The organism is Ideonella alba (assembly GCF_018069875.1).
GTDB classification, from domain to species: domain Bacteria; phylum Pseudomonadota; class Gammaproteobacteria; order Burkholderiales; family Burkholderiaceae_C; genus Ideonella; species Ideonella alba.
The window spans coordinates 445,116-465,655 of record NZ_JAGQDF010000001.1 but is presented as its reverse complement, the minus strand read 5'-3'; the positions used below and the strand labels follow the sequence as shown (position 1 = coordinate 465,655).

Below are 20,540 nucleotides of genomic sequence, written 5' to 3'. Positions count from 1 at the left end.
CGCGCCGCTCACGCCCGTGGCGTGCCTGCCAGGTGCGCGAAGCGCGGCCAGGCCTGGGCGGGCTGCTGCGCCGGCGGCAGGCCTTCGCGGCTGCGCGCCAGCGCCGTCTGCGCCTGTTGCTGCCAGACCGCCGCCTGCGGGTCAGCCACAGCCTGCAGCGCCAGTGCCCCCAGCCATTGCCAGTGGCAGGGCAGGATGTCCTCGGCCCAGCCTGGGTCATCCAGCAGCCGGAGCGCCAGCTCGGCGGCGGGCGCGGCCTCGCCCCGCGTCAGCAGCACACCCACGTGGTGCCAGGCCACGCGGGCGGCCAGGGCGTCCTGCTCGCAGTCGCGGGCCTGCTGCTCGACCTGCGCCAGATCGGCCGGCGAGGCGTGCGTGCCGCCACAGCACAGGCGCTCGGCCGCCACGCGCAACAACAGCAGCCGGTTGTCGCTGGCCTGCGCCGCCCACGATGCGGCCCGGTCCAGCGCGGGCTGCGGATCGCCCCCGGACGCCGACGCGATGGCCGCCGCCACCAGCCAGCTGCGCGTGCCCTGCACCGGCTGCTGCACGGCGGCCAGCGGGGCATGGACGGCGCGCGCCTCCAGCACCTGCCCCAGGCTCAGGTGGATGCGCGCCAGCGTCTCGGTGGCGTGCGCAGCGATGCGGTCCAGCTCGGTGGCACGGGCGTAGAAGCCCAGCGCCCGGCGCATGACGGCCAAGGCCTCGACACCCCGACCCAGACCGATGTCGACCCAGGCACGGACGGTGTCCAGGCCGGCCACGGTGTGGCCCTCCAGCGGCCCGAGCATCTCGCGCCAGGCCAGGCTGCCTTGGAGCATCTCATCGGCCTGGCGGAAGCGGCCGCGCTGGGCCTGGATGCCGGCCAGGTTGCTGGCCTGCACCAGCGCGCTGCCCCAGTGGCCGCCGGCCAGCAGCAGGTCGAGCGCGGTCTGGGTGTAGTCGGCGCAGCGGCTCAGTTGGCCCGAGCGCCAGCACACCACGGCCTGCGCTTCCACATACTCCTTGCGGGTCAGCGCGGTGGCCTGGTCCAGCAGAGGTTCGAGCTGGGCCAGGATCTCGGTGGCCTCGCTCAGCCGCGACAGCGACACCAGCGCATAGGCGCGGTGGGCCCCGAGCTGGATGCAGGCGTTGGCGTCCTGCAGCGACTGCGCGATCGGCATGACCTGGACGACCCGCGCCTCGGCCTCCAGATAGCGGCCGCGGTGGTTGTCCAGTTCGGCCAGCGCGATGTGGGCCTGCACATGCTGCAGCGGGCCACGGGCCTGGGCCAGCATCAAGTCAGCGACAGGCTGGGCCACCTCGGCGCCCAGCCCCATCAGCAGCGGATCCACGCTGGCCCGCAAGGCCCGGAAGGACTCGTCGTGGCGGCCGCAGGCCAGCCAGGCCTCGGCCGCGCTGCGCTGGAAGCGGGCCTGCTCGGCCACGCGGCAGGCGCGCGCAGCCTCGGCGGCGGCGCGTTCGAACAGCGGCGCCGCCTGCGCGTTCTGACCGGCGGCCTCGTGGTGCTGCGCGGCATCGGCGGGCGGTCGGCCCTCGCGCTCCATCCAGGCCGCCAGGCGCGCATGCAGCGCCCGCCGCTCGGCCAGTGGCAGGGCGTCGTACAGGGCGCTGGCCACCAGATCGTGCATGCGGGCCTGGGCATCCACCCAGTGGACGGCCTCCAGCTGCCGCAGCGCGCTCTGCCAGGGCGCGACGTCCGTGTCCCAGATGGCGGCGGCCGCGGCGGCCGTGAGGGGCGCGCGCAGCACGGCGGCTGTGTGCGCCATCTGCCGCGCGGTGGGTTCCAGCGAGGCCTCGCGCGAGCGGATGAAGTGGGCGGCGCCCTGCGGGGTGCCGTCGTCCTCGGGCGCGCGGCCCTCGGACATCGCCTTGATCAGTTCCACCACCAGGAAGGTCACGCCCCCGGAGGAGCGCAGGATGGACTCGGCCGAGCTTGCGCGGGTCGTCCCGGGCGAAGCATGCGCGAGCAGCTGGCCCACGGCAGCCTGGTCCAGCGGCAGCAGTTCGATCACCTGCGGCGCCGGCGATGACTGCAGCCAGGTCTCGATCTCGGCCGGTCGCTCCCCCTGGCGGCAGACCAGCCACCACGGCGGCAGGCCGGGACGGCTCAGCGCCGGCAGCAGATCCAGCGTGGCCTGATCCGCCTCCTGCAGGTCATCGATCACCACCAGGTCGGGGCCGGCCTGGGCCAGCGCACATTCCAGCGCGCGCTGCAGGCCCAGCGGGCGGACCTCGGCGGGCGCCTGCGCATGCAGCTCGGGCAGCAGCGCGGCCAGTTCGCGGCGGGCCCAGTCGGGCAGCGCGCGGTGCCCGTCGGGCCGCAGGGCCTGCGGCCCGAGCCACAGGTTGGTCAGCAGCCGGGCCAGCACCGCGTGGGGCCGGTGGCGCTCGCCGGCGAACACCGGCACATGCAGGCAGCACAGCGCTGGCTGGGCGCGCAGCGCCTCGCCGATCAGCCGCGTCTTGCCAATGCCCGGCATCCCCTCGACCAGCATCGGCCGGCGCTCGACCCAGGCCTGCTGCAGCGCGGCCATCTCGGCGTCGCGGCCCACGAAGGGCGGTCGCCAGGGCTGATCGCCGGGCGTGGTGCGGGCTGCCGCGTCGCTGAACTCGCCCAGGCGGATGCGGGCCACCAGCTCACCCGTGGCGTCGTCGGGCAACTCGCCCAGTTCTTCGGCCAGGCGGTCGCAGAAGGCCTTGTACTCGCCCAGTGCGCGGCCCAGGTCGCCCTGCAGGTAGAGCAGCCAGATCAGGCGGCGGTGCGCGCGGTCGGACAGCGGCTCGTCTTCGGCCAGGCGGCGCGCCAGGGCCAGCGCCTCGACCAGGCGGCCCTCGGCCTCGAGCTGGTCGGCGTGCTGCTCGAGCCGGGCGGTGATGCGGCGGCGCCAGGCGGGTCGCGCGCCCTGCAGCCAGCGCAGGAAGTCAGGGCAGTCGTCGAAGGGCTGGCTGCCCAGCAGCTCGGTCTCGGGTGGCTCGTCGCCGGGTTCACCCCCGACCTGCAGCGGCGAGATCACCGCGCTGTTGAGCCGCAGCGTGTCCTCGCCCACCACCACCGGCACGCCGGCCGCACGGGCGAGGCGAAAGCGCCGCTGGCGCAGGCTCAGGCGTGAGCGGCGGCTGTCGGCGTCGGGCCACAGCATCGCGGCCACGTGGTCCTTGGCACAGGCGCCTTCCACCGCCAGCAGCGCCAGCAAGGCGGCATCCTTGCGCGAGAGCGCCAGCTCCTGACCATCGACGGTCACCAGCGAGGGTTGCACGCCAAGGCGCAGTCGGATCGGAGAAGGGTCAGCGGGAGCGGTCATGGGCACACGCGCGGTAACGACATCACACCCTGTCCGCGCTCGGAGTGTTACCAATTGTCCGGCGACCTGTTACCGAAATGTTACCGATCGACGCGCGGCCGGCGCCCAGGCCGCACCGCACGCGGCGCCTGCGACCGTGCGCCTTTGCACACCGATCGGACTTTCCGAAGAGGCCCGTGCTGCGCAGTGGGACGTGGCGCCGCGACGCAGCGCGCCCAGCGACCCCGCCTCAACCCTCCGAGGGCACCTCCATCCGGTAACCGAGTCCACGGACGGTGTGGATCAGCGGTCGCGCAGCGCCCGCGTCGATCTTGGCGCGCAGCCGGCGGATGTAGACATCGACGATGTTGGTCAACGGGTCCTCACTGTTGCCCCACACATTGGCCAGGATGCGTTCACGGCTGAGGAGCCGGCCCGGCGCGCTCATCATCAGCTCCAGCAGCGCGAGCTCCTTGGCGGTCAGCGCCAGCGGGCGGCCGGCGCGGCTGGCCTGCATCCGCTCGCGGTCGAAGACCAGGTCATCGACGACCAGTTGGTTCGCCGTCGCACGCTGCACATCCCGACTCCGACGGGCCAGCGATTCCAGTCGCGCCAGCAGCTCCTCGAAATCGAAGGGTTTGGGCAGGTAGTCGTCGGCACCGAGTCGCAGGCCGGCCACCCGGTCCTCCACCGAGCCCAGCGCCGACAGCATCAAGATGGGCAGCCGGATGCCCTCGGCGCGCAGGGTCTGGCAGATCTCCAGTCCGCTCATGCCTGGCAGCATCAGGTCCAGCACCAACAGGGTCGGTGCGCCGTCGGGCGCCTGCGTGTCCCGGCCCGCCTGCCGGGCCGCCTCCAGGCCCTGCGGGCCCTGGTTGAACGCGCTGACCCGGTGACCTTCGGCGCGCAAGCCGCGGCAGAGGAAATCGGCGATGCGCGGATCGTCCTCGATCACCAGGATGTTCATGCCACGGCCGCCCCCAGATCGGCGGCGTCCAGCAGGGGCAGCGTCACGATCGCGCGCGTGCCCACGCCTTCTGTGCTTCGCAACTCGAGCCGGCCGCCATGGGCCTGCGCCAGCTGCCGCGCGATGTTCAGACCGAGCCCGCTGCCGTCCGGACTGCGACGCCGCGCCTCGGCGCCGCGAAAGTGCCGGTCGAAGACCCGCGGCAGCTCGTCCGCGGGAATGCCGATGCCCTGGTCCGCCACGGTGAGCACCAGACTGTCCGACCCATCCTTGCCACCAGCAGCATGACGCAGGTCCAGCGAGACCTCCCCTCCGGGACGCGCATACCGCAGCGCGTTGTCCAGCAGCACCATCACCAGCTGGCGCAGCCGCATCGGATCACCAGAGACGAGGTGCCGGCCCGTGCGCGCTGGCGGTGCGGCCAAGACCACGTCATGCACATGGGCCAGGGCCGTCGCCTGCGCCAGCGCCTCATGGGCGAGCTCATCCATGTCCACCGGCTCGCGCACCAGCGACAGCGAGTCGATGTCGCTGCGCGCCATGGCCAGCAGATCGTCGATCACATGGCCCAGCTGGCGGGCCGTGACGACGATCCGCGCCAGCGCATCCTTGTACTCGGCTGGGGGCTTGTCCACGCCCCGCAGCGTGATCTCGGCCTCGCCACGAATGGCCGTGGTGGGTGTGCGCAACTCATGGCTGATGTCGGCGAAGAGCCGTCGGCGCTGGCTGTCGGCCTGGCGCAGGGAGCCCAGCGCCTCGGCCAGCTCGCGCGTGCGCGCGGCCACCAGCTCCTCCAGGCGCTGGCGGTCCGCCGACTCGCGTGCGCGGTGCTGTTCCAGCTCGGCTGCCAGGGCGTTCACGCTGCGTGCCACCTCGGAGAACTCGTCATCGCCCGACTCGGGAATGCGGTGGCTGAGCTGGCCTTGCTGCAGCGCACGGGCACCGTCGCTGAGCTGCTCCAGGGGCCGGCGCAAGGCCCGGCCGAAGTGGATGGCGGCGCTCACCGCGCCGGCTGCCAGCATGGCGGCCGAGGCCAGCCAGAGCCAGCGAACCCAGGCCAGCGTGCTGTCGGCGGCCACCCGCTCGCGCTGCACCGCGGCCGCTTCGCGCACGATGCTCTCGGCGATCAGCCGCCGGATGTCATGGCCCTCCACCAGGTCGAACACCCGCGAGAGCTCGCGCCAGGCCTGGTCGGCGTCGACGCCTTTGGCCAGCGGCTGGACATCGCGCACGGCACGGTCGAGCGCGGCCACGCTCTGGTCCAGCAGCGCCAGCGTGTCCTGGCGCTGCCGGTGCTCGGCAGGGGCGTCCTGGCCGGCATCCAGATCGGCGGCCTGGGCGGCCAGCACCTTCAAGCGCTGCAAGGTGCCCTGCATGGCGGCCAGCAGTTCGCTGCGCATGCCCAGGTCGGCGTTGGCGCCCTGCTGCACCTGGGCCACCCAGGTCCTCAGCCGCTGCTTCTGTGCCGAGAGCTGGATGAAGCCCGTGGCGATGTCGCTGGCCACCCGCCCCCGCAGCACCTGCCGCTCGGTCACCACCAGCGATGCGGCGGCCAGAACCGCCGCCAGGGCCACTACCGAGGCGAACAGCACCAGGACCAGCGTGAGTCGTCGACGAAACATGGCGCCGATTGTGGCCGCGCCACGGCCCGGCGTCGGCTTGTTCATCTGCTGTTCATGCGCCAGACAGACGCTGCTCATGCGCACTTCAGGACGGGTTCAAGTCGGCTTGCTGCAATCCATGGGGTCGCCACCTAGTTCAGCCATCGCTGTGGCGGCACACCACATCGAGGAAACAAGCATGCACACTTCCTTTCACCGCTGCCGTCCCACCGCCCTGATCGCCACCCTGGCCCTGTCCGGCGCGGCACACGCCAACGTCAGCGTCGTCAACCAGGCGATCGCCGAATCGGAGGTCATCGCGGCTCAGCAGGCCTGGTGCCAGGCGCTGACCGGCATCAGTGCCGCCAACGACAGCGGCGGTCAGCCCGCGGCCAAAGCCCTGGCCGAAAAGGTCATCGACTCGGCCTACGGCTACCAGATGGGCGCGGTGCTGTTCAAGCCGACACTGACGACCGCACCACAGACCTTCCGCACCACGCGCGCCGGCGCGCTGGCCTACTTCGTCGGCGGCGACCCCGCCTTCCCCAAGGACAGCGGTTTTGCGCTGAAGGGCTGGACCCGCTGCGAGGTGGCCAACGCCGGCATCTTCATCGCCGGCGACAGTGCCACCACGATGGGCAAGGTGCACCTCACCAACAAGAAGGGCCAGGTCACCACCGTCGACAAGACCTGGAAGTTCGTCAAGGACGACACCGGCCGGCTGCGCATCGTGGTGCATCACTCGTCGCTGGAATACGCCGGCACCTGAACAGACCTGCCGCAGGGGCCTTGAGAAACCGCTGCGGCGGGCCCTGTCCGCCGCAACGGTGACTCAGCGCCCCATCCGGGCCATGACCACGCCGGCCGCCGCCGTGCGTGTTTCCACGCCCAGCTTCTCGAACACATGCTCCAGGTGCTTGTGCACGGTGCGCGGGCTGGTGCCGAGGATGTCGCCGATGTCGCGGTTGGTCTTGCCCTGCACCACCCAGTACAGCACTTCGCGCTCGCGCGCGGTGAGTTGCGGAAAGGCCTGGGCCAGTGCCAGCATCAGCGCCGCCTCGCTGGCCTCGCGCAGCACCAGCAGCCACTCGCCATCGGCGCTGGGCGCACCGTCGTCCTCGCCCATCGGGTGCAGGGCCAGCGTCAGGCGGCCGCGCGGCGTCTGCAACTGGCGGGTGGGGGCCGCGCTGGCGGCCTCGGGCGCCACCTCCTGCACCCAGGCCAGCAGCGGCGCGGGCAACTGCTCGTCAGGCACCTCGGGGAAATGCTCGCGCAGCAGCTGCCGCGCCAGCGCGGTCTGCCACAGGCGGCGGCCATCGCGCTGGCGCAGCACCAGGGTGGCATGGCCGAAGGCGTCCAGCGCGTTGCGCGCCTGGGCCTGGGCGCGGGCAGCGCGCAGATGGGCGGCGATGCGCGCCAGCACCTCGCGCGGGCGCAGCGGCTTGGTCACGTAGTCGATGCCGCCGGCCGCGAAGGCCTGCACCACATGCTCGGCATCGGTCAGGCCGGTCATGAAGACGATCGGGATGGCGGCGGTGGCGGGGTCGGCCTTCAGGCGGCGGGCCACCTCGAAGCCGTCCATGCCGGGCATCACCGCGTCCAGCAGCACCAGGTGCGGCCGGGCCTGGCGCGCCCGCTCCAGCGCCGCCTCGCCATGGGTGGCGACCAGCACGGTGTAGCCGGATTCGTCCAGCGCGTCATGCAACACGGCCAGGTTGTCGGGCACGTCGTCGACCACCAGCACGACGTCGGCATCACCGGCGTCGAGCAGGAACCCGGGGGGCGACTCAGGCGGCGGGCTCATCCAGGGCTTTCCTCAGGGTGTCGGCCAGCGCATCGAGCTGGAAGCCACGCGCCATCGCGCGCAGCCGGGCGATGAATGCGGCACTGTCGGCATGGGCCGCCTCCAGGCGGTCAAGCTCCTGCATGATGCCGCGCAGGTAGCCCAGGCCGACCAGTTCGTTCAGGCGCTGCAGGGCGGCGGCGGGCGGCGGTGTCTCGGGCAAGGGTGCCGGTGCGGCGGCCGGCGGCGGCGCATCGATCCATTGCAGCTGCAGGCGCCGCTCCAGCCAGGCCAGCAGGTCGTCCAGGCGCACCGGCTTGACCAGGAAGTCCTCGGGCGGCAGGTCCACGTCGTGGTCCAGCGCCCGGTCGAAGGCGTTGGCCGACACCACCGCCAGCGGCGCCCGGCTCAGGCCCTGGGCGCGCAGGCGGCGGATGGTCTCCCAGCCGTCGATGCCGGGCATCGCCAGGTCCATGAAGATGGCGTCGGGCTTCAGCGTGGCCAGGCGGGCGAGCGCTTCTTCGCCGCTGCCGGCCGCCTCGATCGTGAAGCCCAGCGGCTGCAGCAGGTCGGCCAGCAGCTGGCGGTCCGCCTCCTCGTTGTCGACCACCAGCAGCGTGCGGCGCGGCCCGGCATAGCCGGCATGGCGGATGCGGCCCGCCGGTGCGCTGTGGGCGCCGGCCACCTCGGGCAGGAAGAGCTTCAGGCGGAAGGTGCTGCCCTGGCCGGGCGTGCTGTCCAGGGTCAGCTCGCCGCCCATCAGGCCGGTCAGCATGCGGCTGATCGTCAAGCCCAGGCCGGTGCCGCCGGCCGCGCTGCCACCCGCGGCGCTGCCGCGCTCGAAGGGCTCGAAGACGCGGGCCACCTCGGCACTGTCCATGCCGGGGCCGGTGTCCACCACTTCGAAGCGGGCCATCTGGCCGCTGTAGGCGGCGCGCAGCGTGACCTGTCCGCGGCGGGTGAACTTCACCGCGTTGCCCAGCAGGTTGATCAGGATCTGGCGCAGCCGGCGCTCGTCGGCGCGCACGGCCTCCGGCAGGGCATCGACGCCGATGACGGCAAAGCCGATGCCCTTGGCCTGCGCCTGCTGCTCGAACAGCGTGGCCAGCTCGCGGATGGCCTCGCGCAGGCGCATCGGGCGCACGTCCAGCGCCAGCTTGCCGCTCTCGATGCGGGCAATGTCCAGCGTGCCCTCGATCAGGCCCAGCAGGTGCTCGCCGCCGCGGCGGATCACCTCCACCGCGGGGCGGCGCTGCGCCGGGATGGTCGGGTCGTCGCCCAGCAGCTGGGCGTAGCCGAGGATGCTGTTGAGCGGCGTGCGCAGTTCATGGCTCACCGCGGTGATGTAGCGCGTCTTGGCCTGGTTGGCGGCCTCGGCCTGGCGCTTGGCGGCCTGCAGGGCCAGGTCGGTCTGGTGGTGCGAGTCGATCTCGCGCACCAGGGCCTCGGTCTGGCGTTCGGTCTCCTCCTGGGCCACGGCGCGGCTGCGCTGCGCCAGCACCAGCCACCAGGCCACCACCGCGGCCAGCAGCAGCATGGTCGCGAAGACCTGCCAATAGCCGTCCTGCCCGGAGCGCGCCAGGCGCACCAGCAGCGCCGCCAGGCCGCCCAGCAGCGGCACCAGCACGGCCATCATCAGCAGGTACTGGCCCAGCCCGGTGTCGACCTGGCCGGCCCAGGTGCGCGGCAGCAGGCGGCGCAGGGCACCGCGCCAGCGGCCCCAGACCGCGTCGCTGATGCGCGGCGTGGGCTTGCAGCGGTCCTGGCAGCGTGCATCGAGCGTGCAGCACAGCGAGCAGATCGATCCACCGTAGGCGGGGCAGCCGGCCATGTCGTCGGCCTCGTACTCGCGCTCGCAGACCAGGCAGCGGTGCAGCGCGGCGCCCAGGTAGCGCCCGCCATCGGCGGCCGGGTCGCGCGCCAGGTAGTAGCGCCCGCGCGTCGCCCAGGCGATGACCGGTGCCGCGCAGAAGGCGGTGACCGCCGCCACCAGCGCCGAGAAGGCCTGCGCCATCGGCCCGAAGGCGCCCAGGTGCGCCGCCATCGACAGCACCGAGGCCAGGCCCATCGCGCCCACGCCCACCGGGTTGATGTCGTGCAGGTACGCGCGGCGGAACTCGATGCCCTTGGGGCTCCAGCCCAGCGGCTTGTTGATGACCAGGTCGGCCACCACCGCCATCAGCCAGCTGATCGCCAGGTTGGCGAACAGGCCCAGCACGCGCTCCAGCGCCTGGAACACGCTGAGCTCCATCAGCATCAGTGCGATCAGCAGGTTGAACACCATCCACACCACCCGCCCCGGGTGGCTGTGGGTGGCGCGCGAGAAGAAGTTGGACCAGGCCAGCGAGCCGGCATAGGCGTTGGTCACATTGATCTTCAGCTGCGACACCACCACGAACACCGCGGTGGCCGCCACCGCCCAGTGGTAATGACCCAGCACCTGCTCCCAGGCCAGCAGGTACATCTGGTTGGGATCGACCGCGCGGTCGGGCGGCACCATCTGCTGCAGCGCCAGCCAGGCCAGCAGCGCGCCGCCCAGCATCTTCAGCACGCCCGGGATCACCCAGCCCGGCCCGCCGGCCGCCACCGCCAGCCACCAGCGCACGCGCTGGCCCGGCCGGGGCTCGGGCATGAAGCGCAGGTAGTCGACCTGCTCGCCCATCTGCGTGATCAGGGCCATGCCCACCGTGGTGGCAGCGCCAAAGGCCAGCAGGTCGAAGCCCGCGCTGCCGGACTGGCCGGCGAAGCCCTGCAGGCCCTGCCACCAGTCGGGATGCGCCTGGAACACCGCCACATAGGGCAGCACCAGCATCGCCAGCCACAGCGGCTGCGTCCACACCTGCAGGCGTGACAGCGCCGTCACGCCATAGGCCACCAGCGGGATCACCACCAGTGCGCAGAGCAGATAGCCCCAGGCCGGCGGGATGTCGGCCACCAGCTCCAGCGCGTAGGCCATGATCGCCGCCTCGAGGGCGAAAAAAATGAAGGTGAAGCTGGCGTAGATCAGCGAGGTGATCGTCGAGCCCAGGTAGCCGAAGCCGGCGCCGCGCGTCAGCAGGTCCATGTCCACGCCATGGCGCGCGGCATAGACGCTGATCGGCCAGCCGGCCAGGAAGATCGCCAGGCCGGTGGCCAGGATGGCCCAGAAGGCGTTGACGAAGCCGTGCTGCACCAGCAGCGTGGCGCCCACCGCTTCGAGCACCAGGAAGGAGGCGGCACCGAAGGCGGTGTTGGCCACCCGCCAGGTGCTCCATTTGCGGAACGAGCGCGGCGTGAAGCGCAGCGCGTAGTCCTCCAGCGTCTCGCTGGCCACCCAGGCGTTGTAGTCGCGGCGGATCGGGATGACCTGCTGCGGACGGGGGGTGATGGGTGGGGAGGCGGCATCCATGGCAAGCCCCGAATGCCATCAAGAAACGCACCAGCCTGGCCCAGGTGCTGGACAGATGGCATCGGCCTTGCTGGAATCGGCCCTGTTGCCCTGCTGCCTCACACCATGGACCTCACCCCCCGCGAGAAGGACAAGCTGCTGATCTTCACCGCCGCGCTGCTGGCCGAGCGCCGGCTGGCCCGCGGGCTGAAGCTCAACTACCCCGAGGCCGTGGCGCTGATCACCGCCGCCATCCTGGAAGGCGCGCGCGACGGCCGTACCGTGGCCGAGCTGATGAGCGCCGGCAAGACCGTGCTCGGCCGCAGCCAGGTGATGGACGGCGTGCCCGAGATGATCCCCGAGATCCAGGTCGAGGCCACCTTCCCCGATGGCACCAAGCTGGTGACGGTGCACCAACCCATTGCCTGAACGCACCACAAAGGTGCCACGGAGCCCCCGAATGATTCCAGGTGAACTGCTGACCGATCCCGGCGAGATCGACCTCAACCCCGGCCGCCGCACGCTGACGCTGGTGGTCGAGAACGCCGGCGACCGCCCGATCCAGGTGGGCTCGCACTACCACTTCGCCGAGACCAACGGCGCCCTGCGTTTCGACCGCGCGGCGGCCCACGGCATGCGGCTGAACATCGCCAGCGGCACCGCGGTGCGCTTCGAGCCGGGCCAGCAGCGCACGGTGGAACTGGTGGACTACGCGGGCGACCGCGCGGTCTGGGGCTTTCGCGGCCTGGTGCAGGGAGCGCTGTGATGGCAAAGATGGACAAGCGCGCCTATGCCGAGATCTTCGGCCCCACCGTGGGCGACCGCCTGCGCCTGGCCGACACCGCGCTGGTGCTGGAGGTGGAGCAGGACCTGACGCTGCGCGCCGGCGGCTACGGCGAAGAGGTCAAGTTCGGCGGCGGCAAGACCGTGCGCGACGGCATGGGCCAGGGCCAGCGCATCAACGGCCCCGGGGCTGGCGAGGCCATGGACTGCGTCATCACCAATGCCGTCATCCTCGACCACTGGGGCATCGTCAAGGCCGACATCGGCATCAAGGGCAGCCGCATCGCCGCGATCGGCAAGGCCGGCAACCCCGACGTGCAGCCCGGGGTGGACATCGTCATCGGCCCGGGCACCGAGATCATCGCCGGCGAGGGCATGATCGTCACCGCCGGTGGCATCGACACCCACATCCATTTCATCTGCCCGCAGCAGATCGAAGAAGCGCTGATGAGCGGTGTGACCACGATGATCGGCGGCGGCACCGGCCCGGCCACCGGCACCTTCGCCACCACCTGCACGCCCGGCCCCGAGAACATCGAGCGCATGCTGCTGTCGGCCGAGGCCTTCCCGATGAACCTGGGCTTCCTGGGCAAGGGCAACGCCAGCCGCCCCGAGGCCCTGCGCCAGCAGATCGCCGCCGGCGCGATCGGCCTGAAGCTGCACGAGGACTGGGGCACCACGCCCGCCGCGATCGACTGCTGCCTGAGCGTGGCCGAAGAGACCGACACGCAGGTGGCCATCCACACCGACACGCTCAACGAGAGCGGCTTCGTGGAAGACACGATCGCCGCCTTCAAGGGCCGCACGATCCACAGCTTCCACACCGAAGGCGCCGGCGGCGGCCATGCGCCCGACATCATGCGCGTGGTGGGCGAGGCCAATGTGCTGCCCTCGTCCACCAACCCCACGCGGCCCTTCACCATCAACACCATCGACGAGCACCTGGACATGCTGATGGTGTGCCACCACCTGGACGCCAGCATCGCCGAGGACCTGGCCTTCGCCGAGAGCCGCATCCGCCGCGAGACCATCGCCGCCGAGGACATCCTGCACGACCTGGGCGCGATCAGCATGTTCAGCTCCGACAGCCAGGCCATGGGCCGGGTGGGTGAGGTGATCATCCGCTGCTGGCAGACCGCGCACAAGATGAAGGTCCAGCGCGGCCCGCTGGCCGAGCCCGGCCTGGCCGACGGCGCGCGCCACGACAACGGCCGCCTCAAGCGCTACGTGGCCAAGTACACGATCAACCCGGCGCTGGCGCATGGCATCGCGCACGAGGTGGGTTCGGTCGAGGTGGGCAAGTGGGCCGATCTGGTGTTCTGGCGCCCGGCCTTCTTCGGCGTCAAGCCCAGCCTGATCCTCAAGGGCGGCTTCATCGCGGCGGCGGCGATGGGTGACCCCAACGCCAGCATCCCCACGCCGCAGCCAGTGCACATGCGGCCGATGTTCGGGTCCTTCGGCGCGGCGCTGGCGCGCGGCTCGATCAGCTTCGTCAGCCAGGCGGCCATGGCGGCAGGCCGCCCCGCCGCACTGGGCCTGCGCCGCACACTGGCAGCGGTGCGTGGCTGCCGCACGGTCAAGAAGACCGATATGGTGCACAACGCCTACCTGCCCAGCATGGCGATCGACCCGCAGACCTATGCGGTGCGCGCCGACGGCCAGTTGCTGACCTGCGAGCCCGCCACCGAGCTGCCGATGGCGCAGCGCTACTTCCTCTTCTGATCCGCCCATGCCCCTGCTCCGCATCCGCCAGGACGACCTCAGCGATCCGCGCATCGAGGCGTTCATGAACGAGCACCTGGCCGACATGCACGCCACCTCGCCGCCCGAGAGCGTGCACGCGCTGGACATGGCCAAGCTGCGCCGCCCCGAGATCAGCTTCTTCACCGGCTGGTACGACACCCCCGGCGGCGACGAGCTGGTGGTCACCGGTGCGCTCAGGCGCCTGGACATGACGCGTGGCGAGCTCAAGTCGATGCGCTCGCGCGCCGACCTGCGTGGCCACGGCCTGGGCCGCCAGATGCTGATGCACCTGATGGCTTACGCGCGCGGCATCGGCCTGCAGCAGCTGCTGCTGGAGACCGGCACCGGCCCGTTCTTCGAACCCGCGCATGGGCTGTACCTGTCCCAGGGTTTCGTCGAGTGCGGCCCCTTCGACGACTACACGCTGGACCCGTTCAGCCGCTACATGCACCGACTGCTGTGAGCGACGCGCCCCGGATCTACAGCCGCCGCCTGCCGCATGGAACGCGCCTGGCGGCGCCCCTGCTGGCGCGCGCCGGCCTGGTGAGCCTGGACTGGGACATGCGCCAGAAGAGCCGTTTCGATGCGCTGACCGCGCAGGGCGAGCGCGTGCTGGTGGTGCTGCCGCGCGGCCAGGTGCTGCGCGGTGGCGATGTGCTGGTGGCCGAGGACGGCACGCTGCTGCGCATCGAGGCCGCGCCGCAGCCGGTGATGCGGGTGCGCCTGCGCGCAGGCGGCCAGCCCTTCGACCTGCTGCGCGCCGCCTACCACCTGGGCAACCGGCATGTGCCGCTGGCGCTGGCGCCCGATGCGCTGCTGTTCGAGCCCGACAGCGTGCTGGCCGAGATGCTGGGCGGTCTGGGCCTGTCGGTGGAACGCTGCGACGCGCCCTTCGAGCCCGAGGGCGGCGCCTATGGCGAGCATGGTCACGGCCACGAGGGCCACAGCCACAGCCATGGTGGCCACGCCCACGGCGAGCACCACCACGACGGCCACCCGCACAGCCACTGATGCCGCGCGTCCGCCGCCCTGCCGCGCCGCTGCCGGCCCCCACGCTGCTGCGCCTGATGTGGCTGGCCTCGCCGGCACTGCCGGTCGGCGGCTTCAGCTACAGCGAGGGCCTGGAGGCGGCGGTCGATGCGGGCTGGGTGCGCGACGAAGCCAGCGCCCGCGCCTGGCTGCTGGACCAGTTGCAGTTGGTGATGGCGCGCAGCGAGCTGCCGGTGCTGGCGCAGGCCCTGCGCGCCTGGCGCCGCGACGACCCAGCGCGCCTTCACGAACTGGCCGACTGGGTGCGCCTGACGCGCGAATCGCACGAGTTCCGCCGCATGGGCGAGCAGATGGGCTACTCGCTGACCGAATGGCTCAAGGCGCAGTACCCGGGCGACGCGCAGGTGGCGCTGCTGGCCGCGCTGAAGCCCTCGCCGAGTTGGCCGATCGCCTTCGCGCTGGCCGCCCACCACGCCGCCGCGCCCGAGCGCGAGGCGCTGCTGGCCTTCGGCTTCGGCTGGACCGAAAACCTGGTGCAGGCCGCGCTGAAGGCGGTGCCGCTGGGCCAGAGCGCCGGCCAGCGCCTGCTGGGCGCGCTGGCCGAGGCCTTGCCGGCCGCCGTGGACCAGGCGCTGGCGCTGCCCGACAGCGCCCGCCAGGCCATGTCGCCGATGCTGGCGATTCTTTCCGCGCAGCACGAGTCGCAGTACTCGCGGCTGTTCCGTTCCTGAAGGACCCTTGCCGATGAACACTCCGCTGCACACCATCCCCGGCCGCACCAAGAAGCTCCCGCCGCTGCGCGTGGGCGTGGGCGGACCGGTGGGATCGGGCAAGACCACGCTGGTCGAGATGCTGTGCAAGACCATGCGCGAGCGCTGGGACCTGGTGGTGGTGACCAACGACATCTACACCAAGGAAGACCAGCGCCTGCTGACCGTGGCCGGCGCGCTCGAGCCCGAACGCATCGTCGGCGTCGAGACCGGCGGCTGCCCGCACACGGCGATCCGCGAGGACGCGTCGATCAACCTCGAGGCGGTGGACCGCATGCTGGCGAAGTTCCCCGACGCCGACATCGTCTTCATCGAGTCCGGCGGCGACAACCTGGCCGCCACCTTCAGCCCCGAGCTCAGCGACCTGACGATTTACGTGATCGACGTGGCCGGCGGCGAGAAGATCCCGCGCAAGGGCGGCCCCGGCATCACCAAGAGCGACCTGCTGGTGGTCAACAAGACCGACCTGGCGCCCTATGTGGGCGCCAACCTGGATGTGATGCGCGCCGACACCGCCCGCATGCGTCCCACCCGGCCCTGGGTGATGACCAACCTCAAGAGCCACGAGGGCCTGGACACGGTGATCCGCTTCATCGAGGACAAGGGTCTGCTGGCAGGCTGAACGGCGGAGGGCAAGCCCCTCTCTTGGGGGACCGCGCGGCCCCGGTCAGGGGCCCGCCCGGCGGCAGAATGCCGGGATCAGGCCCATGCCACGGGCCGCCAGGAGAACCCGCATGATCCCGTCGATACCCGCCCTGCCCCGCTTGCTGGCCCTGGGCACGCTGCTGCTGGCCGGCCTGAGCCAGGCGCAGGACACACCGCAGGTCGAACAGTGCTCGCGCAAGCTGGGCGTGCTGGCCGTGGCCGAACCGCAGCAGGGATGGGGCTACCTCAGCCCCTACGGCCTGGGCTCGCCGGCGGCGCTGCTGCGCGGCATGGTGCAGCAGTCGGGCTGCTTCGACGTGGTCGAGCGCGGCATCGCGATGCAGAACATGCAGCAGGAACGCGCGCTGGCTGCCGGCGGCGACCTGCGCGCCGAGTCCAACGTCGGCAAGGGCCAGATGCAGGCCGCCGATTTCGTCATGACGCCGGCGGTGCAGATCGGCTCCTCCACCACCGGCGGCATCGGCGGTGCGCTGCTCGGCCGCCTGGGCGGCACCGTGGGCGCCATTGCCGGCGGCCTGAAGTTCAAGGAGGCCATGACCAGCCTGCTGATCGCCGATGTGCGCTCCAGCATCCAGGTGGCCTCGGCCGAGGGCAAGGCCACGCGCACCGATTTCGGCCTGGGCGGCTGGGCCGGCGCGGTGGCCGGTGGGGGCTACACCAGCACGCCCGAAGGCAAGATGGTGGCCGCAGGCTTCCTGGACAACTACAACCGCATCGTGCGCCAGATCCGCGACAACCCGCAGCTGATCCGCACCTCCAGCGCAGCGGGCGACGCCAACGCCGCCGCCAGCACCCGCGCCGAAGGCCCGCAGGCGGCCGGCCAGTTGCTGGTGGCCAAGATCGCCAACGTCAAGGTCTTCGACCAACCCTCGCGCGAGGCCAAGGTGGTGGCCACGCTGACCAAGGCCGACGAGCTGATCGCCAGCGGCGAGGTGAAGAACGGCTTCATCTATGTCGACTCGGCCAACTTCAGCGGCTGGGTGCAGCGCACGCTGGTGGGCCCGGGCAGCGGCGCGGCGGCCGTCCCGGCGCCCGCCCCGGCGCCACTGCCGCTGACGCCGGGTGGCGGCAATGCCGGCACGGCGGCGTTCGCCGGCACCTACAGCGGCGTCTTCGGCGGTGCCGAAAACGGCACCTTCCTGGTCCAGGTGGCACCGGGTGGCCAGATCAGCGGCAGCGGCCAGTCCAGCACCACCGGCGCGTTCAGCGTCAGCGGCCGCGTCGATGGCAGCGGCCGCGCCACGATGAGCACCAGCGGCCAGGCCGGCTCGGCGGTGTTCACCGGCGTGTTCAGCCCGGGCCGCGGCACGGTCACCGGACAGTGGAACTACGCGGGTCGGCCGCAGGGCGGCCAGTTCAGCGGTCAGCGACAGTGACCGCGTTGCCGGCGATGGCCTCGCGCGCCAGGCGCGCGGCCTCGCCCGGCTGGTCCACCCCCAGGTAGGCGCACAGGCGCAGCAGCGCCTGCGTCCACTCCGCGCTGTCCAGGCCCAGGCGCTCGGCGATCGCCGGCGCCGGCTCGCCGTCGGCCAGCCACAGCAGCAGTTCGGCCGAGCGCACGTCGATCGGGGCGAAGGCCACCAGCAGGGAGGACAGCCGCGCATCGTCGGCCTCGTCGCGCAGCACCAGCAGCCACTGGTCCGGCGTGTCGGACTCCAGGTGCAGCATGAAGTGCAGCCGGCGCGTGCCGCGCAGCACCGTCAGCGGATGCGGCTCGGCGCCGATCGACTGGCGCAGCGCCTCGCGCGTGGCCCAGGCGGCCACTTCAGCCGGCACCGCGATCTCGGGCAGACCAGCGAAGTAGTCGCTCATCAGCCGACGCGCCAGGGGGCTCTGCCACAGGCGCCGCCCCGTGCGCGCCTGCAACACCATCAGCGCGTGGCCGAAGGCGTCCATGGCACGGGGCGTTGGGTGGCGCATCGGGTCGGACATGCGCTGGAGTTATCAAGAACTGCGCCAGCCGCGCACCGGCCTTTCGCCCCGTCGCGGTGCGCATCGCAGCCCCGGCGCGCTGCCTGAGCGCCACAGCCCGGGAAAACCCCGGCAGACGCACCAAGCCCGGTCGCTACCATCGCGTGGAAACGTTTACACCAACACGCCATCGCTGTTTGTGCACCGTGAACGCGCACGCTGATCCACTTCGCTTCCCGCCTGGATTCGTCTGGGGCGCCGCCACGGCCGCCTACCAGGTCGAAGGCTCGCCGCTGGCCGATGGCGCCGGCCCCAGCATCTGGCACCGCTTCAGCCACACGCCCGGCCGCGTGCGCGATGGCGACACCGGTGATGTGGCCTGCGACCACTACCGCCGCTACCCCGAGGACATCGCGCTGATGCGCTCGCTGGGCCTGCAGTCCTACCGCTTCAGCATCGCCTGGTCGCGCGTGCTGCCCGAGGGACGCGGGCGCATCAACCAGGCGGGTCTGGACCACTACGCGCGGGTGGTGGACGCGCTGCTGGAAGCCGGCATCGCGCCCAACATCACGCTCTACCACTGGGATCTGCCCGCCGCGCTGGACGACCGTGGCGGCTGGCTCAACCCCGACATCGCCGATTGGTTTGCCGACTACGCGACCCTGATGTTCCGCACCCTGGGCGACCGGGTGCCGCTGTGGAGCACCCTGAACGAGCCCTGGGTGGTGGCCGATGGCGGCTATATGCACGGCGTGCTGGCGCCGGGCCACCGCAGCGCCTTCGAGGCCGCGATCGCCGCCCACCACCTGCTGCTGGCCCATGGCCGCGGCGTGCAGGCCTTCCGCGCCAGCGGCGCGCGCGGCCAGATCGGCCTGGTGGTCAACCTGGAGCCCAAGTACCCGGCCAGCCACAGCCCGGCCGACCTGGCCGCCACGCTGCGCGCCGAGGCCTACATGAACCGCCAGTACCTGGACCCGGTGCTGCGCGGCACCCATGCCGAGGAACTGGCCGAGGTCTTCGGCGAGGCCTGGCCCGCGCCGCGACCCGCCGAGCAGATGGCGGTGATCCGCGAGCCGATCGACTGGCTGGGCGTCAACTACTACACCCGCAGCGTGGTGCGCGCCGACGAGTCGGCCTGGCCGCAGCGCGCCAGCGCGGTGCCGCAGCGCGGCGCGCTGCACACCGAGACCGCCTGGGAGGTCTACCCGCGTGGCCTGACCGACACCCTGACCTGGGTGAAGAACCGCTACGGCAACCTGCCGATCTACATCACCGAGAACGGCTCGGCCTTCTTCGATCCGCCCAGCGCTGAAGTCGATCCGCTGCCCGACCCGCTGCGCACCCAGACGCTGCACAAGCACCTGGCCGCGGTGCACGCCGCGATCGGTGCCGGCGTCGACGTGCGCGGCTACTACGCCTGGTCGCTGCTCGACAACCTGGAGTGGGCGCACGGCTACAGCAAACGCTTCGGCCTGCTGCACGTGGACTACGCCACCCAGCGCCGCACCCGAAAGGCCAGTGCGCTGGCCTATGCCGCGGTGATCGCGGCCAACGCACTCTGACAGGGGCAAGGCCATGGCTGTGACCATCAAGGATGTCGCCCGTGAAGCGCAGGTCTCGGTGGCCACGGTCTCGCGCGCGCTCAACGGCCACCCCAGCGTCACGCCCGAAACGCGGGCACGCATCCACAAGGTGGCCGCCGAGTTGCGCTTCACGCCTTCCAGCGCCGCACGCAGCCTGATCACCCGCCGCACCCACACCGTCGGCGCGCTGCTGCCCGACCTGCACGGCGAGTACTTCTCGGAGCTGATCCGCGGCATCGACCTGGCGGCCCGTGCGCGCGGCCTGCACCTGCTGCTGTCCAGCTCGCACGGCGACATGCAGGAGGCCGCTGCCGCCCTGCGGGCCATGCACGGCCGGGTGGACGGCCTGCTGCTGATGTCGCCGCAGGGCGACGGCCGGTTGCTGGAGGCCAGCCTGGCGCCGGGCCTGCCCGCGGTGCTGATCAACACCCGCCCCGGCGAGCAGAAGCTGGCCGCCTACGAGGTGGACAACCGCGGCGGCGCCCGCGCGATGGTGCGCCACCTGGCCGCGGCCGGCCACCGCCACATCGCCTTCATCGCCGGCCCCGAGCACAACCACGAGGCCGCCGAGCGCCTGGCCGGCTACCGCGAGGCCCTGGCCAAGGAACTGCCCGGCGCGGCCGAGCAGGTGCTGCCCGGCGACTTCACCGAAGAGGCCGGTCGCCGCGCCGGCCAGTTGCTGGCCGCGCTGTCGGCGCGCCCCTCTGCGGTGTTCGCCGCCAACGACATGATGGCCCTGGGCTGCCTGGGCGCGCTGCGCGACGCCGGACTGAAGGTGCCGCAGGACATCGCGCTGGCCGGCTTCGACGACGTGCCCATCGTGCGCTATGTGCAACCCGCGCTGACCACCGTGCGCGTGCCCATCGTCGAGCTGGGCACGCTGGCGCTGGAGGCCCTGGCGGCGGCCATCGAGTCGCCCGACAAGCCGGTGCCGCCGCGCCAGACGCTGCGCGCCGAGCTGGTGGTTCGCCAGAGCTGCCACGCCCCCTCTCCCGTCGCCGGGCGCCATGCGGGCGCCCCGTCGGTCGGCCCGTCCGGGCCGCACTGACGCCTTCCCTCTCGTCCCTCCCACCACCACAACACCCCGGAGAC

At 72.0% G+C, this 20,540-nt stretch carries 17 protein-coding genes; 11 read left to right on the top strand and 6 right to left on the bottom strand.

The annotated features are described in order from the left end of the window. Window positions 1-8: 8 nt before the first annotated feature. The 3 genes from KAK07_RS02170 to KAK07_RS02160 form a co-directional block, all read right to left on the bottom strand. Window positions 9-3,260 (bottom strand): ATP-binding protein, encoded by a 3,252-nt coding sequence (locus KAK07_RS02170; protein ID WP_210852142.1) that lies wholly within the window; start codon window positions 3,258-3,260, stop codon window positions 9-11. 274 nt (window positions 3,261-3,534) lie between these two features. Further along, on the bottom strand, window positions 3,535-4,251 hold the full coding sequence (locus KAK07_RS02165) for a response regulator transcription factor (RefSeq protein WP_210852141.1): 717 nt from the start codon (window positions 4,249-4,251) through the stop codon (window positions 3,535-3,537). Next, window positions 4,248-5,873 carry a sensor histidine kinase gene (locus tag KAK07_RS02160; RefSeq protein ID WP_210852140.1) on the bottom strand — a complete coding sequence of 542 codons (1,626 nt, stop codon included), beginning with the start codon at window positions 5,871-5,873 and terminating at the stop codon, window positions 4,248-4,250. The genes KAK07_RS02165 and KAK07_RS02160 overlap by 4 nt, the downstream gene beginning before the upstream one ends. Window positions 5,874-6,051: 178 nt before the next feature. Here KAK07_RS02160 and KAK07_RS02155 point away from each other — a divergent pair, with 178 nt between their 5' ends. Then, entirely contained in the window at window positions 6,052-6,621 is a 570-nt protein-coding gene (locus tag KAK07_RS02155) for a metal-independent carbonic anhydrase family protein (protein ID WP_210858748.1), read from the top strand. 63 nt (window positions 6,622-6,684) lie between these two features. Here KAK07_RS02155 and KAK07_RS02150 read toward each other — a convergent pair whose 3' ends face one another. Beyond that, a complete protein-coding gene (locus KAK07_RS02150; RefSeq protein ID WP_210852138.1) occupies window positions 6,685-7,656 on the bottom strand; it encodes a response regulator transcription factor in 972 nt (323 codons plus the stop codon). Next, a complete protein-coding gene (locus KAK07_RS02145; RefSeq protein WP_210852137.1) occupies window positions 7,640-11,023 on the bottom strand; it encodes an ATP-binding protein in 3,384 nt (1,127 codons plus the stop codon). The genes KAK07_RS02150 and KAK07_RS02145 overlap by 17 nt, the downstream gene beginning before the upstream one ends. Window positions 11,024-11,128: 105 nt before the next feature. On the opposite strand from KAK07_RS02145, the gene KAK07_RS02140 reads away from it, so the two are divergent. The 8 genes from KAK07_RS02140 to KAK07_RS02105 all read left to right on the top strand — a co-directional run bounded on the left by KAK07_RS02140 (window position 11,129) and on the right by KAK07_RS02105 (window position 17,330). Then, on the top strand, window positions 11,129-11,431 hold the full coding sequence (locus tag KAK07_RS02140) for an urease subunit gamma (protein WP_210852136.1): 303 nt from the start codon (window positions 11,129-11,131) through the stop codon (window positions 11,429-11,431). A gap of 31 nt (window positions 11,432-11,462) precedes the next feature. After that, entirely contained in the window at window positions 11,463-11,768 is a 306-nt protein-coding gene (locus tag KAK07_RS02135; protein ID WP_210852135.1) for an urease subunit beta, read from the top strand. Continuing rightward, on the top strand, window positions 11,768-13,507 hold the full coding sequence (gene ureC / locus KAK07_RS02130; RefSeq protein WP_210852134.1) for an urease subunit alpha: 1,740 nt from the start codon (window positions 11,768-11,770) through the stop codon (window positions 13,505-13,507). The genes KAK07_RS02135 and ureC overlap by 1 nt, the downstream gene beginning before the upstream one ends. A gap of 7 nt (window positions 13,508-13,514) precedes the next feature. Continuing rightward, on the top strand, window positions 13,515-13,991 hold the full coding sequence (locus KAK07_RS02125; protein ID WP_210852133.1) for a GNAT family N-acetyltransferase: 477 nt from the start codon (window positions 13,515-13,517) through the stop codon (window positions 13,989-13,991). Beyond that, window positions 13,988-14,539 (top strand): urease accessory protein UreE, encoded by a 552-nt coding sequence (ureE, locus tag KAK07_RS02120; protein WP_310738480.1) that lies wholly within the window; start codon window positions 13,988-13,990, stop codon window positions 14,537-14,539. The genes KAK07_RS02125 and ureE overlap by 4 nt, the downstream gene beginning before the upstream one ends. Then, entirely contained in the window at window positions 14,539-15,249 is a 711-nt protein-coding gene (locus KAK07_RS02115) for an urease accessory protein UreF (protein WP_210852132.1), read from the top strand. Before ureE ends, KAK07_RS02115 begins: the two co-directional genes overlap by 1 nt. A 13-nt stretch (window positions 15,250-15,262) precedes the next feature. Then, window positions 15,263-15,910 (top strand): urease accessory protein UreG, encoded by a 648-nt coding sequence (gene ureG, locus KAK07_RS02110; protein ID WP_210852131.1) that lies wholly within the window; start codon window positions 15,263-15,265, stop codon window positions 15,908-15,910. A gap of 112 nt (window positions 15,911-16,022) precedes the next feature. Further along, entirely contained in the window at window positions 16,023-17,330 is a 1,308-nt protein-coding gene (locus KAK07_RS02105) for a CsgG/HfaB family protein (protein WP_210852130.1), read from the top strand. Here KAK07_RS02105 and KAK07_RS02100 read toward each other — a convergent pair. Next, window positions 17,311-17,886 carry a hypothetical protein gene (locus KAK07_RS02100; RefSeq protein ID WP_210852129.1) on the bottom strand — a complete coding sequence of 192 codons (576 nt, stop codon included), beginning with the start codon at window positions 17,884-17,886 and terminating at the stop codon, window positions 17,311-17,313. The two genes, KAK07_RS02105 and KAK07_RS02100, sit on opposite strands and share 20 nt — an antisense overlap. 185 nt (window positions 17,887-18,071) lie before the next feature. Between KAK07_RS02100 and KAK07_RS02095 the strand changes: the two genes are divergently transcribed. Next, on the top strand, window positions 18,072-19,427 hold the full coding sequence (locus KAK07_RS02095; protein WP_210852128.1) for a GH1 family beta-glucosidase: 1,356 nt from the start codon (window positions 18,072-18,074) through the stop codon (window positions 19,425-19,427). Between the two features lie 13 nt (window positions 19,428-19,440). Next, the gene (locus KAK07_RS02090) at window positions 19,441-20,496 is read left to right on the top strand and encodes a LacI family DNA-binding transcriptional regulator (RefSeq protein ID WP_210852127.1); all 1,056 of its coding nucleotides are present in this window, start codon (window positions 19,441-19,443) and stop codon (window positions 20,494-20,496) included. Window positions 20,497-20,540: the final 44 nt, after the last annotated feature.

Coding starts and splice junctions, on each gene's coding strand:
- KAK07_RS02165 (WP_210852141.1), bottom strand. CDS start 4,251: ATGAACATCCTGGTGATCGAGGACGATCCGCGCATCGCCGATTTCCTC.
- KAK07_RS02160 (WP_210852140.1), bottom strand. CDS start 5,873: ATGTTTCGTCGACGACTCACGCTGGTCCTGGTGCTGTTCGCCTCGGTA.
- KAK07_RS02155 (WP_210858748.1), top strand. CDS start 6,052: ATGCACACTTCCTTTCACCGCTGCCGTCCCACCGCCCTGATCGCCACC.
- KAK07_RS02150 (WP_210852138.1), bottom strand. CDS start 7,656: ATGAGCCCGCCGCCTGAGTCGCCCCCCGGGTTCCTGCTCGACGCCGGT.
- KAK07_RS02145 (WP_210852137.1), bottom strand. CDS start 11,023: ATGGATGCCGCCTCCCCACCCATCACCCCCCGTCCGCAGCAGGTCATC.
- KAK07_RS02140 (WP_210852136.1), top strand. CDS start 11,129: ATGGACCTCACCCCCCGCGAGAAGGACAAGCTGCTGATCTTCACCGCC.
- KAK07_RS02135 (WP_210852135.1), top strand. CDS start 11,463: ATGATTCCAGGTGAACTGCTGACCGATCCCGGCGAGATCGACCTCAAC.
- ureC (WP_210852134.1), top strand. CDS start 11,768: ATGGCAAAGATGGACAAGCGCGCCTATGCCGAGATCTTCGGCCCCACC.
- KAK07_RS02125 (WP_210852133.1), top strand. CDS start 13,515: ATGCCCCTGCTCCGCATCCGCCAGGACGACCTCAGCGATCCGCGCATC.
- KAK07_RS02115 (WP_210852132.1), top strand. CDS start 14,539: ATGCCGCGCGTCCGCCGCCCTGCCGCGCCGCTGCCGGCCCCCACGCTG.
- ureG (WP_210852131.1), top strand. CDS start 15,263: ATGAACACTCCGCTGCACACCATCCCCGGCCGCACCAAGAAGCTCCCG.
- KAK07_RS02105 (WP_210852130.1), top strand. CDS start 16,023: ATGATCCCGTCGATACCCGCCCTGCCCCGCTTGCTGGCCCTGGGCACG.
- KAK07_RS02100 (WP_210852129.1), bottom strand. CDS start 17,886: ATGTCCGACCCGATGCGCCACCCAACGCCCCGTGCCATGGACGCCTTC.
- KAK07_RS02090 (WP_210852127.1), top strand. CDS start 19,441: ATGGCTGTGACCATCAAGGATGTCGCCCGTGAAGCGCAGGTCTCGGTG.